Origin of the sequence: Streptomyces sp. NPDC059477 (assembly GCF_042749375.1) — a bacterium.
GTDB lineage: Bacteria > Actinomycetota > Actinomycetes > Streptomycetales > Streptomycetaceae > Streptomyces.
The window spans coordinates 33,628-47,361 of sequence record NZ_JBHYUG010000053.1; the positions used below are offsets into that span (position 1 = coordinate 33,628).

The window sequence follows — 13,734 nt, forward strand, 5'->3', positions numbered from 1 at the left end:
CAGCGCGGGCGCGCGGGGCGGTGTCGCGCGCCGCTCGGGGCCGCAGCCCCGGCCCAGCCGCGTGAGGCTGGCGTCCGCGCGCGGCGCGCTGGGCGGCGAGGGAGGGGTCGTCGCCGACCCCGGGTTCCGGTGTCACGACCGGCTCAGACCTCCCCGGCGCCGTCCAGGATGGGCCGGATCTCCACCGGGTACACGGGGGCGTCGGCGGGCTGCGGACACGCGGCGATCCGTGCCGCGATCTCCGTGACCCGCTCCAGGCTCGCGCACTCCAGCACCCAGTAGCCGGCCAGCATCTCCTTGGTCTCGCCGTACGGCCCGTCCGTGACCACCGGCTTGCCGTCCTCGCCGAGCGAGACATGCCGCACCCGCGCCGGGGCGGACAGGCCCTGGGCGTCGATCAGCTCACCGCTCTCGGAGAGGTCGTCGCTGACCGCCCCCATGTAGGCCCACATCGCCTGGAGGTCCTGCTCGCCCCAGGCCGGTGAGAACTCCGACGCCTTGCCCTCCATCGCCTCGTAGTCGATCTGCGCGCCCAACACCATGACCAGGTACTTCATCGGTTCGCTCCTTCGCTCTCCACTCGGCCGCCTCCATCGGCGGCGGCTCTCGGACGGAACGTCGGAGCCGATCCGGGATCCTCGACACATGGCCGGGATTTTCCCTGGAACATTTTCGGGCGAGTTCTTGGACAGCTCACTTGGACGGGTCCGCGTCACGGGCCCGGGCGACGGCGACCACGGTGACGCGATACAAGGGCATGGGGACACCAGGTACCGGCACGTTGCAAGGTTGCGGGGTTGCGGGCTACCGGGTTTCTTGGTGGCAGGCCCTCACCGCGCGGTGTGCGCGCCCGGCGCCTTCCCGGGGACGGCGTGCGCCTCTCCCACTACGGGCTGAGCACCGGCCCGGACGGCCTGCTCCTCACCGCCCGTCTCCCCCACCGCCTCCGCTCCCGTTTCTCCCTCGTACGAGGCGCAGTCGGGGTTGCGGCACGGCCCCGGAACCCACCTCGGTACCCACGCGCCCAGCGTCTTGTAGCGCTTCACGACCGTTTCGACCGGCTGTCCGCAGACGGGACAGGCGGTTCCTTCGCTGTCCATGCCCTCAGCCTAGGACGGCGGGCCGCTCCCCGCCCCCCGCCGGTTCAGCGCTTCCTGGCGTACGTCCGCACCACCGCGCCGTTACCGAAGGTACGGGCCGACTCCAGCGTGAAGTCGGTGACACCGGCGCTGTCGGTGACACCGGCGCTGTCGGTGGCGTCGGCGCCCTTGGCGAACATCGGCATGCCGGAGCCGTAGACGATCGGATAGCTCTTGACGACGATTTCGTCGATCTCCTCGAACAGCGCACCCGCGAGCCGCGCGCCCCCGCACAGATAGATACCGAGGCCGCCGTCCTCCGCCTTCAGCTCCCTGATCTTCCCCACCACATCGGCCGGGACGATCTCGACGTCCGGGTCCGGGGACTCCCCGAGCGTGCTGGAGGCGACGTACTGCCGCAGATGGGCGTACGGGCTGGTCACCCCCTCCCTGAGCGCGACGTCGTAGCTGCCGCGGCCCTGGATGACCGTGTCGAACCGCGCGTTCGCCAGATGATCGGTGCCGGTGGCCCGGCGGCCCATGGTCGGCAGGGTCTCCGGGTACTCCGAGGCGAGGAACCCGAAGAATTCCTCGTCCACGAATCGGACCATCGCCGACGCGTCACCCTGCGGATCCCCGATGAATCCGTCCAGGGAGCAGGCGACGAAGTATGTGAGCTTGCGCAAACCGGCCTCTTCTCTCTCGACCAACCCGACCCGCGCGACTCACTCGACTCGCTCAACCCGGTCCACTCACTGAACCCGGTCGACTTGCTCGCCGCGCCCGTCGGGATAACAACTGTAGTTGTAGTACTCCAGCCGTAGTGGTCGCAACCCATTATCGCGGCGCACCTCGCGACACCGGGCGCCGCCAAGCACGTATCCGCAGGTCAGGACGGGTTCGGCTCCCGCCACATCGGCCACATCGTCGGGCCGTCCGGCAACTCCAGCGGCTCCCCGACCACCTCGAAGCCCAGCCGCTCGTACAGCGCCCGGCTGCGCGCGCTGCTCGCCTCCAGGTAGGCCGGCACCCCGTCGCGGTCGTAGCGGTCGAGCGCCTTGCCGATCAGCTCACCGCCGAGCCCCTGCCCCTGCCGCCCGGGGACGACCCCGATCATCCACAGGTACGCGTGCGCCCGGCCAGTGGGATGGATCTCGGCGGTGAGCCGGACGATCTGCTCCACGCGCGCGTTGCCGGGATCGACGGTCTCCCGCAGCCGCGCGGCCTCGTCGGCTTCATCGGACTCAGCGCCTTCGCCGACCGGGTCGGCCCCGTCCTGCGGAGCGCCGTGACCATCGTCGTCCGGCATCGGCAGCCACAGCGCGCAGGCCGTCTCGTCCTCGGTGATGTCGATCCGGCCTTCCGCGAGCACAGTGTCGGTGAAGGCCGCCATGAGACGGTGATGGGTGCTCCGGCGGTACTCCTCGCCGGGAAAGACCCATCCGCTCACCGGATCGTCCTGGAACGCCTCGTCCAGCAGCCGGACGATCAGTTCCCGGTCGTCCTCCCCCGCCGCCCGAATCGTCACGCCCATGTCCTGCCCCTCACCTCAACACACCCTGTCACTCCGGCAGTTGAAGGGTAGCCGGGCGGCGCGGGCGGTGGCGGAACGAAAGGCGGGCCCCGCACATCGTGGAGCTGTGCGGGACCCGCTCTGCCGGAGCCGGAGCCCGGGAACCGTGCGATGTCAGGACCGATCCGCATCGATCGGCATCGATCCGCACGGCCCCGGAGCGTCCGGAGCAGCCTCCGGGACACACGAGACACTCAGGCCGCAGGACCCGTAAGACCCGTAGGCCCACAGGGCTGTAGGGCTGTAGGGCTGTAGGGCTGTAGGGCCACAGGACCCGAAGACCCTTGAGTCCTCAGGCCATCCCCATCCCCATCCCCATCCCCCGGCCCTGGCCCCGCCTCAACTGCTGCGCCTGGTCACGAACTCCGCGAGGGACAGCAGACCGCCCGCCGCCTCCGGGTCCGGGATCGCGCGGGCCAGTTCGTCCATCGCGCGGGCCATCCGGTCGGCCGCCTGGGCCTGCGCCCAGTCCCGGCCCCCCGCCCGCTCGATGGCCAGCACCGTGCGCTCCAGGTCGCGCTGGTCGTACGGCTCCCCGTACAGCGCGGCCAGTTCGGCCGCCTCGGGGCCGCCCGAGGTGAGCGCGGCGACCACCGGCAGGGACTTCTTGCGGGCGGCCAGATCCGCACCGGCCGGTTTGCCGGTGCGGCCCGGGTCGCCCCAGATGCCGATCACGTCGTCGATCAGCTGGAAGGCGAGCCCGGCGGCCCGCCCGAACGCGTCCAGCGCCTCGACGTCCTCGTCCGCCGCGCCCGCGTACAGCGCGCCGACGGCACACGCGCAGCCGATCAGCGCGCCCGTCTTGGCCTGGGCCATGGTGAACACCTCGTCGAGGCTCACCTCGTCGGGTGCCCTGTCCTCCATGGCGGTGTCGGCGTGCTGCCCCTCGCACAGTTCCACGACGCAGGCGGCGAGCCGGGCCGCGGCTCGCGGGGCCGCCGGGTGCGGGTCCTGTGCGAGCAGCTGCATGGCCAGCGCCTGGAGGGCATCGCCCGCCAGGATCGCGTCGGGGTCGCCGAACACGGTCCAGGCGGTGGGCCGATGACGCCGGGTGGCGTCCCGGTCCATCACATCGTCGTGCAACAGCGTGAAGTTGTGCACCAGCTCCACCGCCGCCGCGGCTCTCACCGCGTCCGCGCGGGCGCCCCGACCGCCGAGCGACTCGGCGGCGGTGAGCACCAGCGCCGGGCGGATCGCCTTGCCGGCGCCGCCCGTCGCGGGCGTGCCGTCCGGGTTCTCCCAGCCGAAGTGATAGCGGGCGACCCGGCGCATCTGGGACGGCAGCGTGTCGATCGCGGACCGCAGTTCGGGATCGACGGACGCCTTCGTGCCGTTGAGGATCACGGCCGCCTCCGGCCCGTCGTGCGGGCCGGAGCGGTCGTCCGGGGGTGTGGCGATGGTGTTCTCCCGTACCTCGCCGATCCGTCCCGCAGTGTCACGCGTCATGGACTCGGCCATCGGATCCCCCTCAAGAAGCCCGCGGACGGCGAGGTCGCCGCTCCGGCCGGTGAAGCACTCCGGGGATGTACCCGCCCGGTGGGGCGGGGACACGGCGCAGGCGCGGGAGGGGTCACTGCCAGCGGCCGATCTCGACGTTCTCCAGCACGCCGAGCGCGTCCGGCACCAGCACGGCCGCCGAGTAGTAGGCCGTGACGAGGTACTTGATGATCGCCTGTTCGTTGATGCCCATGAACCGCACCGACAGACTCGGCTCGATCTCGTCCGGCAGACCGGACTGCCGCAGCCCGATGACGCCCTGGTCCTGCTCGCCGGTACGCATCGCGATGATCGAGGTCGTACGGGCCTCGCTGATCGGGATCTTGTTGCTCGGGTAGATCGGCACACCGCGCCAGGTCGGGATGCGGTTGCCGCCGATGTCGATGGTCTCCGGGACCAGTCCGCGCCGGTTCAGCTCCCGCCCGAACGCGGCGATGGCGCGCGGGTGGGCGAGGAACAGCTTGGTGCCGCGGCGGCGGCTGAGCAGCTCGTCCAGGTCGTCCGGGCCGGGCACGCCGTCGTGCGGCTGGATCCGCTGGTCGTACTCGCAGTTGTTCAGCAGCCCGAACTCACGGTTGTTGATCAGCTCGTGCTCCTGGCGCTCCTTGAGCGCCTCGACCGTGAGCCGCAACTGCTGCTCGGTCTGGTTCATCGGCTGGTTGTACAGATCGGCGACGCGCGAGTGGACCCGCAGCACGGTCTGGGCGACGCTCAGTTCGTACTCGCGCGGCCGGGCCTCGTAGTCGACGAAGGTGTGCGGGATGTCCGGCTCGCCGGAGTGGCCGGCCGCGAGGTCGATCTCCTTCTCGCCGTACTTGTTGGTGCGCTGCGCGGGGATCGCGCGCAGCTCCTGGAGATGCTCGCGCAACGATTCGGCACGCTCGGCGACCTGCTCGAAGTGCGTCCGCGACAACACCAGCACGGTGCACGCCGTGGCCGCGCGGACGGTGAACTCCCAGATCGCGTCGGGGTCCAGCAGCGCCTGATCGCCGAAGTACGCGCCGTCGGCGAGCGCCCCGAGCACGGCCTCGTCGCCGTAGGGCCCGGTGCCGACCTTCTCCACCCGGCCGTGCGCCAGCAGATACACCTCGTCGGTCGGGTTGCCGAAGGAGGCGATCACCTCCCCCGCGGCGATCTCCCGCTGGCTGCACCGCGCCGCCAGTTCGGCCAGCACCTCGCCGTCCTCGTACGACCGCAGGGCCGGCAGCTCGCCCAGCTCCGCGGGGATGACCTCCACCCGGTCGCCGGTCTTCACAAAGGTGATACGGCCGTCGCCGACCGTGTAGGTCAGCCGCCGGTTCACCCGGTACGTACCGCCCTGTACGTCAACCCACGGCAGCGTCCGCAGCAGCCAGCGCGAGCTGATCTCCTGCATCTGCGGCACGGACTTGGTAGTGGTGGCCAGGTTCCGCGCGGCTGCCGTACCCAGACTCTGCTGCGGCTTGCCCTGCTCTGCGCGGACCTCTTCGCCTACCGACATATGGAATTGCCCTCCCAGTCATACCCGGACAGCGATCTGCACCGGGCACCGAACTCCGGGCACAGCGTTTCACCACTCAGGGTGCCGGTGCTATTACCCGAAAGAGCGGGACTGGATCACCGCGCGACGGGGCATATTTGAGGCTCTCGACCAGCGGACGATTCCGCCCCCGCGCCCCCTCGTACCCTCCTCTTACCCTTTCCGACCGTTCCCGTACCGGAATGAATCTGTCCGAATCCGCTCGCACGCTGTACGAACGGATGGTTCGGAGTGTGTGCATTCGGTACAAGCAGCGGTACGAGACGGCCGCGACCGGCGGTCGGCGCTCAGCTGTGCGAAGGAGGCGGTCATGGCCCCACCCATGTCCGCGAACACGTTTCTGAATGCGCTCCGTGACGAGGGACTGAAGGTCGTGGAGGTCGGCGACTGGCGCAACCACAACCGCAACAGCAAGGGCCCGTGGGGGCCGGTGCACGGTGTGATGATCCACCACACCGTCACCCAGGGCAGCGCGAAGACCGTCCAGATCTGCCGCGACGGCTATGCCTCGCTGCCCGGTCCGCTCTGCCACGGTGTCATCACCAAGGACGGCACCGTCCACCTCGTCGGCCACGGCCGGGCCAACCACGCGGGCTCCGGCGACGACGACGTCCTCAAGGCGGTCATCGCCGAGAAGGCGCTCCCGGCGGCCAACGAGGCGAACACCGACGGCAACACACATTTCTACGGCTTCGAGTGCGAGAACCTCGGCGACGGCAAGGACCCCTGGCCCGCCGCCCAGCTCGACGCCATCGCCAGGGCCGCCGCCGCGGTCTGCCGCGTCCATGGCTGGACCGAGCGGTCGGTGATCGGCCACCTGGAGTGGCAGCCCGGAAAGGTCGACCCGCGCGGCTTCACCATGGCGTCGATGCAGGAGCGGGTGAAGGAGCGGCTGAAGTAGCCGCGCCCGACCGCCGCCGGGCGCGCGGCGACATGGCCGACAATGGGCTGATGACCAGCCCCGACGCCGTCGCCGCGCTGCGCCCCCGGCTCCCCTCCCCGCTCGTGGAGGTGTCCGACACCCGCTTCGCGCGCCATGGCGTCGGCCTCCTCCTCAAGCGGGACGATCTGATCCACCCGTTGCTGATCGGCAACAAGTGGCGCAAGCTGGCGCCGAACCTGGCCGCGGCGGCGGGCCGTACGATCCTGACCTTCGGCGGCGCCTACTCCAACCATCTGCGCGCCACCGCCGCCGCGGGCCGTCTCCTGGGCCTTTCCACGGTCGGCGTGGTCCGCGGCGACGAACTGGCCGGCGCCCCGCTCAACCCCTCCCTGACCCGCTGCGCCGCCGACGGCATGCGCCTGCACTTCGTCGACAGATCGACGTACCGCCACGCGGCACGGCCGGACACCCTCGCGGCGATCCTCCGCGCGGCGGACGCCGAGGACGCCCATGTCGTCCCCGAGGGCGGCAGCAACACCCACGCGGTACGGGGCTGCCGGGCGCTCGGCGAGGAACTGCGCGGCTCGGCGGAGGTGGCCGCCGTCCCCTGCGGCACCGGCGGCACCCTGGCGGGCCTGGCCGCGGGCCTGGCCCCCGACCAGCACGCTCTCGGCGTTCCGGTCCTCAAGGGCGGCTTCCTCGGCGCGGACGTACACGCCCTGCAAACCCGTGCCTTCGGCGGCCCGCGCGGCGCCTGGAGCCTGGCCGACGGTTTCCATTTCGGCGGCTACGCGCGCGTGCCGGAGGAACTCGACACCTTCGCGGCCGATTTCGAACAACGCCATGGACTGGCTGTGGAACGTCTGTATGTCGCCAAGTTGCTCTATGCCCTTGTCGCCCTGGCGCGCGAGGGCGCCTTCCCGCGCGGGACGGGCGTGACGGCGGTCATCACGGGGGCGCCCTTCACGGGGGACGCGGGGGACGCCGATGGCTCGGGGAAGGGCTCCTAGGCCCCTTACGCCGACGCCTCCCGGTACGCCGCCGCCTCCTCCAGGTCGAGGCGGCGCAGGAGGGTGCGGAGCATCTCGTCGTCGATGTAGCGCAGGTCGCGCAGGCGGACGAAGACGTCCCGTTCGGCGCCGATCATCTCCCGGGAGAGCCGGCGGTAGGTGTCGTCGACGGTCTCGCCGGTGATGGGGTTGGGCTGGCCCAGGCGTTCCCACACGGAGTTGCGGCGGCGCTCCAGGACCGTGCGCAGACGGTCCGCGAGGGGGCCGGGGAGCGCGTTGCGCTCGTCTTCGAGGAGTTCGTCCAGACGGGCCTCGGCGGCCCGGGACGCCTGCGCCTGGGCGTTGGCCTCGGCCAGTGTCTCGGCCTGGCTGTCCTTGCCGGGCAGCTTGAGCGCGCGGATGAGGGGCGGGAGGGTGAGGCCCTGGAGGACGAGGGTGCCGATGACCGTGGTGAACGTCAGGAACAGGATCAGGTTGCGCCCGGGGAAGGGCTCGGAGTCGTCCATGGTGACCGGGATGGAGAAGGCGATGGCGAGCGACACCACCCCGCGCATCCCGGCCCAGGAGATGACGAAGGCGCCCTTCCAGGTCGGGTTGTCCTCTCGTTTGCGCACCCGCGCGGAGAGGATCCGGGGCAGGAAGGTCGCCGGGTACACCCAGATGAAGCGGGTGACCACGACCGCCAGGAAGACGGCCACCGCGTACCAGACGGCGTCCGCCACCGCGTACTCCCCGAGGCCGCGCAGGACCACCGGCAGCTGGAGGCCGATGAGGGCGAAGACGGCCGACTCCAGGACGAAGGCGACCATGCGCCACACGGCGTCCTCCTGGAGGCGGGTGGCGAAATCGACCTCCCACGCGCGGTGCCCGAGATACAGCGCCACGACGACGACGGCCAGCACCCCGGAGGCGTGCACCTGCTCGGCGACGGCATAGGCGGCGAACGGGATGAGCAGGGAGAGCGTGTTCTGGAGCAGCGCCTCCTTGAGGTGGATGCGCAGCCAGTGGAGCGGGAACATCAGCAGCACCCCGATGCCGATGCCGCCGACCGCCGCGATCACGAACTCGCCGATCCCGCCGGCCCAGCTCGCGCCCTCGCCGACCGCCGCCGCGACGGCGACCCGGTAGGCGGTGATCGCGGTGGCGTCGTTCACCAGCGACTCGCCCTGGAGGATCGTGGTGATCCGGGACGGCAGCCCCACCCGGCGCGCGACCGCCGTCGCGGCGACCGCGTCCGGCGGCGCCACCACCGCGCCCAGCACCAGCGCGGCGGTCAGCGGCAGCCCCGGCACGAGCAGATAGGCCGCGTATCCGACGGCGAGCGTCGCGAAGAGCACGTACCCGACGGACAGCAGCGCCACCGGCCGCCATTGCGCGCGCAGGTCGAGATAGGAGCTGTCGGTGGCGGCGGTGTGCAGCAGCGGGGGCAGCAGCAGCGGCAGCACGATGTGCGGGTCGAGGGCGTAGTCCGGGACACCGGGTACGTACGACACGGCCAGCCCCACCGTCACCAGCAGCAGCGGGGCGGGCACCGGGGTGCGCCGGCCGACCGCGGCGACCGCGGCGCTGCCCGCCACCAGCAACAGCAGCGGCATCACGTCCATACGCCATCCCCGCCCTTCGTTTGCGCGCGGTCACCCGCACACCCGTCGTAATCTGGCAATCATGAAACAGTGCACGCACGTCGACGCGCTGCCGCACCCGGAACCGGCTCCGCTCAGCGAGACCTGCCTGGAATGTCTCGCCGACGGCACCAACCCGGTGCAACTGCGGCTCTGCCTCTCCTGTGGCCACGTCGGCTGCTGCGACTCCTCGCCGCACCGGCACGCGACCGAGCACTACAAGGAATCCGGTCACGCGGTGATGCGGACCTTCGAGCCCGGCGAGAACTGGCGCTGGTGCTTCATCGATCATGTCCTGGTGTGATTCGCGGCCGACATCGTGTGATCCTTGGCCCTCACCATGTGATCCGGGACGGGTCCGGATCCGGGACGGTTCGACCGTCTGACGTCTGGGTACGTCAATGCGGCGCGCGCTCTTCCCATTTGGGCCCGCCACACCCCTAGCCACGGAGCGTATCCGAGGGTTTACTATGAGTGACAGCAAGGGGATGGGGTCACGGGGACAGCATCGTTGAGAGCGCGGTAGCGTCACCGCTGAACGACACATCGCGTTACCCCCCGGGGGGCGACCCTCGGCCCCGAACAGCTTGTACCACCTTGGAGGTGAGGGTGTCCCAGATCGCAGGCGAGCCCGCGACCCAGGACTTCGTGGAAGTCCGGCTGCCGGCCGCGGGTGCCTACCTGTCGGTGCTGCGGACGGCCACGGCCGGCCTCGCGGCCCGTTTGGACTTCACCCTGGACGAGATCGAGGACCTGCGCATCGCGGTGGACGAGGCCTGCGCGATCCTGCTCCAGCAGGCCGTGCCGGGCTCCGTGCTCAGCTGTGTCTTCCGGTTGGTCGACGACTCGCTGGAGGTCACCGTCTCGGCGCCGACCACGGACGGTCACGCCCCCGCGCGTGACACCTTCGCCTGGACCGTGCTGTCGGCCCTCGCGGGCAAGGTCTCCTCCGCGGTGGACGAGGACAAGACCGTTTCGATCAGCCTGTACAAACAGCGCGGCGCGGGACCCGGGCCGGCGTGAAGGACGGGGACGGGCCGGTGCGGGATGAGCGCGGCACACGGGAGCGTGCGGCCGAGGGCGCCACGGATGCCCCGGGCGGCTCCCGGCCCATGGCGGACGGCATCGGCATCGACGCCATCCCCGAGCAGGCCCGGCCGCACCCGGAGGACGTGTCCGGCGACGCCGCACGGACCGGCTCCCCGGGCGAGGGACGGAATCAGGAAGGTGCCGTGCAGAGCACATCTCTGCGGCGGCGGAGCGGGGTGTCCCCTGTCCGGGCTGACGCTGAGGCTCGGGGAAGGGCAACGGGCGGGACGATGAGCGAGCACGAGCGAAACTCCGAGCATGCCGCGCCGGGCGCGCAGAGCGCGCCGGTCACGCGGCACGACCCCCACGACCGCAGCGGGGCGCGTGCGATGTTCGTGGAGCTGCGCGAGCTGAAGGAGGGCAGCCCGGAGTACGCGGAGCTGCGCAATCGGCTGGTCCGGATGCATCTGCCGCTCGTGGAGCACCTCGCCCGCCGGTTCCGCAACCGCGGCGAGCCGCTGGACGACCTCACGCAGGTCGCCACGATCGGGCTGATCAAGTCCGTCGACCGTTTCGACCCGGAGCGCGGCGTGGAGTTCTCCACGTACGCCACGCCGACGGTCGTCGGCGAGATCAAGCGGCACTTCCGCGACAAGGGCTGGGCGGTGCGGGTCCCCCGCCGCCTCCAGGAGCTGCGCCTGGCGCTGACGACGGCCACGGCCGAGCTGTCCCAGTTGCACGGCCGTTCCCCCACGGTCCATGAGCTGGCCGAGAAGCTGGCGATCTCGGAGGAGGAGGTCCTGGAGGGCCTGGAGTCGGCCAACGCGTACTCCACGCTGTCCCTGGACGTCCCCGACACCGACGACGAGTCCCCCGCGGTCGCCGACACGCTGGGCGCGGAGGACGAGGCCCTGGAGGGCGTCGAGTACCGCGAATCCCTCAAGCCGCTTCTGGAGGATCTGCCTCCGCGCGAGAAGCGCATCCTGCTGCTGCGCTTCTTCGGCAACATGACCCAGTCCCAGATCGCCCAGGAGGTCGGCATCTCCCAGATGCACGTCTCCCGTCTGCTGGCCCGCACCCTGGCCCAGCTCCGGGAGAAGCTCCTGGTGGAGGAGTGACGGGGCGCGTACGCGGTTCCTCGCGCCCGTAGCCGACCGCTGGGGCGGGCTACTTCGGCTTCGCGTCGTCGGCCACCGCGCCCGGTCCCCGGATGTCCAGGGCGCGGGTCGTCTCCCCGTTCACGAGCAGGCCGAGGGCCACCACCGCCGCCGCCCCCAGGGCGATGCCCGCCGGGATGGCGGCGCTGTCGGTCCGGAGCAGGTTGTAGGCGACGGGCAGCGCGATGATCTGGGTGATGACGGCGGGGCCACGGCTCCAGCTGCGGCGGTTCAGCAGACCGCGGGCGGCGAGCAGCGGCAGCAGGGCGAGGACGACGAGGGTGAGACCGCCGGTGACGGCCTGCTGACGGTCGTCCGGGGCGCCCGCGAGCCCGAGGACGAGGATCCACACGCCACCGACGACGAGCGCGAGCCCTTCCAGGCCGGTCAGCGCCGCCGCGTACAGCAGCCGGCGAGGGCGGGGTGCGGTGGCTTCCGGCGTGGGATTCTGGTCACTGCTCACCCCAGCAGGGTAGCCCTCGGGGGGTACGCCGCCCGGTACGGCCCCTGGGCGTCCGGGCTGACGGCCGCCCCGGTCCCCTCCCCCATTCCCCTCCCCGGTCCCCGCCTAGCGGCTGGGAGCGGGTACCACGGAATAGGTACGCTGCAACCCATGCGTGCACTTCTCGTGGTCAATCCGGCGGCAACCACCACCAGCGCGCGCACGCGCGATGTGCTGATCCACGCGCTCGCGAGCGAGATGAAGCTGGAAGTGGTCACCACCGAGTACCGCGGCCACGCCCGCGACCTGGGCCGCCAGGCGACGGACAGCGGCAATATCGACCTGGTGGTGGCGCTCGGCGGCGACGGCACGGTCAACGAGGTCGTCAACGGCCTGCTGCACTCCGGCCCCGACCCGGACCGGCTGCCCGGCCTCGCGGTGGTCCCCGGCGGCTCCACCAATGTCTTCGCCCGCGCCCTGGACCTCCCCAACGACGCCGTCGAGGCCACCGGCGCCCTGCTGAACGCCCTGCGCGAGGGCACGGAGCGCACGGTCGGCCTGGGCCTCGCCGCCGGCACGCCGGGCACGGAGGACGAGGCGGTGCCGTCCCGCTGGTTCACCTTCAACTCGGGGCTCGGTTTCGACGCCGGGGTCGTGGGGCGGGTCGAACAGCAGCGCGAGCGCGGCAGGAGGTCGACGCACGCGCTGTATGTGCGCCAGGTGGTACGCCAGTTCCTGGGCGAGCCCAGCCGCCGGCACGGTTCCATCACCTTGGAGCGGGCCGGTGAGGATCCGGTGTCCGATCTGGTGGTGTGCATAGCGTCGAACACCGCGCCCTGGACGTTCCTGGGCAATCGCCCGATGTACGCGTCGCCTAAGGCGTCGTTCGATACCGGCCTCGATGTCTTCGCTCTCAGCCGGCTGTCCACCGCCGCGGTTGCCCGATATGGCACACAATTGCTCACTTCATCCCCCGAGCGGGGACCGCATGGCAAGCATGCCCTCTCACTGCACGACTTGGACCAGTTCACCTTGCATTCGAAGGTGCCATTGCCGCTTCAGATGGACGGTGACCACCTGGGGCTCCGTACCAGCGTGACGTTCACAGGTGTACGCCGTGCACTGCGTGTGATTGTGTGAGCAGAAGGGGCTAAAGTCCTTTCACTCGAACGTTTAGGCCAGGGTCCACCCCATGGAAGTACGGCTGTGATGTAGTCGACACCGAGGAATCAAAAAAAACTTTCCAGAAGGGGTTGTATCCGCCGCTGAGGTTTGCGAGTCTCTACGTGGCGATCGAGACGGCCCGCAACACCGGCCTCCACAGATCACCGGAACCCCTCTTCAAACCCACAGGACCACGCCAGGGAAACCTGACGGTCGGCCCTTCCCTTGTTGAGGGATTCGTGAAAGCGTTCACATTCACAAGCAATCAGTACGTAATACCAAGGAGAGGTAGCAGCCATGGACTGGCGTCACAACGCCGTTTGCCGCGAGGAAGACCCCGAGCTCTTCTTCCCCATCGGCAACACCGGTCCTGCGCTGCTGCAGATCGAGGAAGCCAAGGCCGTCTGCCGTCGCTGCCCGGTTATCGAGCAGTGCCTGCAATGGGCGCTTGAGTCCGGTCAGGACTCCGGCGTCTGGGGTGGTCTCAGCGAGGACGAGCGCCGCGCCATGAAGCGCCGCGCCGCCCGCAACCGGGCCCGTCAGGCCTCCGCCTGACCTACCCACCCCGTACGACAGCCTGAGCTTGGCGGCGCGTACAGCGAGTACGCAACTCCCGCCCCCGAGCCGCAGCGCGCAGTACCCCCGATGCGCATGGGCCCCGGGGGGGGTTGCCGGGGGGGGGGGGGGTGGGGGTGGGGGGGGTGTGGGTTGGGGGGGGGTGGGGGGGGGGGGTGTTGGCAGAGGGGGGGGGCGCGCCGG

15 protein-coding genes are annotated in these 13,734 nt (G+C 70.8%); 7 read left to right on the top strand and 8 right to left on the bottom strand.

Features of this window, described 5'->3' with window-relative positions; all coding sequences use genetic code 11:
* Positions 1-143: 143 nt before the first annotated feature.
* From ACFXAZ_RS24790 to ACFXAZ_RS24815, 6 genes are all read right to left on the bottom strand, one after another.
* Positions 144-557: a YciI family protein gene (locus ACFXAZ_RS24790; protein ID WP_384595255.1), complete on the bottom strand. Its 414-nt coding sequence runs from the start codon at positions 555-557 to the stop codon at positions 144-146.
* Positions 558-830: 273 nt separating this feature from the next.
* Positions 831-1,100, bottom strand: coding sequence for a hypothetical protein (locus ACFXAZ_RS24795; protein WP_384595258.1), 270 nt, complete (start codon positions 1,098-1,100; stop codon positions 831-833).
* Positions 1,101-1,144: 44 nt separating this feature from the next.
* Entirely contained in the window at positions 1,145-1,765 is a 621-nt protein-coding gene (locus ACFXAZ_RS24800) for a dihydrofolate reductase family protein (RefSeq protein WP_384595261.1), read from the bottom strand.
* Between the two features lie 203 nt (positions 1,766-1,968).
* Positions 1,969-2,613, bottom strand: coding sequence for a GNAT family N-acetyltransferase (locus tag ACFXAZ_RS24805; RefSeq protein ID WP_384595264.1), 645 nt, complete (start codon positions 2,611-2,613; stop codon positions 1,969-1,971).
* 378 nt (positions 2,614-2,991) lie between these two features.
* A complete protein-coding gene (locus tag ACFXAZ_RS24810; protein WP_384595267.1) occupies positions 2,992-4,098 on the bottom strand; it encodes a family 2 encapsulin nanocompartment cargo protein polyprenyl transferase in 1,107 nt (368 codons plus the stop codon).
* 124 nt (positions 4,099-4,222) lie between these two features.
* Positions 4,223-5,629: a family 2B encapsulin nanocompartment shell protein gene (locus ACFXAZ_RS24815; RefSeq protein ID WP_384595270.1), complete on the bottom strand. Its 1,407-nt coding sequence runs from the start codon at positions 5,627-5,629 to the stop codon at positions 4,223-4,225.
* Between the two features lie 349 nt (positions 5,630-5,978).
* Here ACFXAZ_RS24815 and ACFXAZ_RS24820 point away from each other — a divergent pair, with 349 nt between their 5' ends.
* Both ACFXAZ_RS24820 and ACFXAZ_RS24825 read left to right on the top strand, forming a co-directional pair.
* Positions 5,979-6,569: an N-acetylmuramoyl-L-alanine amidase gene (locus ACFXAZ_RS24820; RefSeq protein WP_384595273.1), complete on the top strand. Its 591-nt coding sequence runs from the start codon at positions 5,979-5,981 to the stop codon at positions 6,567-6,569.
* A 50-nt stretch (positions 6,570-6,619) separates the two neighbouring features.
* Positions 6,620-7,561, top strand: a complete 942-nt coding sequence (locus ACFXAZ_RS24825) for a 1-aminocyclopropane-1-carboxylate deaminase/D-cysteine desulfhydrase (RefSeq protein ID WP_384595276.1) — start codon at positions 6,620-6,622, stop codon at positions 7,559-7,561.
* A 5-nt stretch (positions 7,562-7,566) separates the two neighbouring features.
* Here the strand turns inward: ACFXAZ_RS24825 and ACFXAZ_RS24830 are convergent, their stop codons facing one another.
* The gene (locus ACFXAZ_RS24830; protein WP_384595279.1) at positions 7,567-9,165 is read right to left on the bottom strand and encodes a Na+/H+ antiporter; all 1,599 of its coding nucleotides are present in this window, start codon (positions 9,163-9,165) and stop codon (positions 7,567-7,569) included.
* A gap of 61 nt (positions 9,166-9,226) precedes the next feature.
* Here ACFXAZ_RS24830 and ACFXAZ_RS24835 point away from each other — a divergent pair, with 61 nt between their 5' ends.
* The 3 genes from ACFXAZ_RS24835 to ACFXAZ_RS24845 all read left to right on the top strand — a co-directional run bounded on the left by ACFXAZ_RS24835 (position 9,227) and on the right by ACFXAZ_RS24845 (position 11,330).
* The gene (locus ACFXAZ_RS24835) at positions 9,227-9,487 is read left to right on the top strand and encodes a UBP-type zinc finger domain-containing protein (RefSeq protein ID WP_384595282.1); all 261 of its coding nucleotides are present in this window, start codon (positions 9,227-9,229) and stop codon (positions 9,485-9,487) included.
* A 305-nt stretch (positions 9,488-9,792) separates the two neighbouring features.
* The gene (locus tag ACFXAZ_RS24840; protein ID WP_019058277.1) at positions 9,793-10,206 is read left to right on the top strand and encodes an anti-sigma regulatory factor; all 414 of its coding nucleotides are present in this window, start codon (positions 9,793-9,795) and stop codon (positions 10,204-10,206) included.
* Positions 10,203-11,330, top strand: a complete 1,128-nt coding sequence (locus tag ACFXAZ_RS24845; RefSeq protein WP_384595285.1) for an RNA polymerase sigma factor SigF — start codon at positions 10,203-10,205, stop codon at positions 11,328-11,330. The genes ACFXAZ_RS24840 and ACFXAZ_RS24845 overlap by 4 nt, the downstream gene beginning before the upstream one ends.
* Positions 11,331-11,379: 49 nt before the next feature.
* On the opposite strand, the gene ACFXAZ_RS24850 is transcribed toward ACFXAZ_RS24845, so the two are convergent.
* Positions 11,380-11,832 (bottom strand): hypothetical protein, encoded by a 453-nt coding sequence (locus ACFXAZ_RS24850; RefSeq protein WP_384595288.1) that lies wholly within the window; start codon positions 11,830-11,832, stop codon positions 11,380-11,382.
* A 150-nt stretch (positions 11,833-11,982) separates the two neighbouring features.
* Between ACFXAZ_RS24850 and ACFXAZ_RS24855 the strand changes: the two genes are divergently transcribed.
* Positions 11,983-12,951 (top strand): diacylglycerol/lipid kinase family protein, encoded by a 969-nt coding sequence (locus tag ACFXAZ_RS24855; protein WP_384595291.1) that lies wholly within the window; start codon positions 11,983-11,985, stop codon positions 12,949-12,951.
* A 321-nt stretch (positions 12,952-13,272) separates the two neighbouring features.
* Entirely contained in the window at positions 13,273-13,530 is a 258-nt protein-coding gene (locus tag ACFXAZ_RS24860; protein WP_003992873.1) for a WhiB family transcriptional regulator, read from the top strand.
* Positions 13,531-13,734 lie beyond the last annotated feature (204 nt).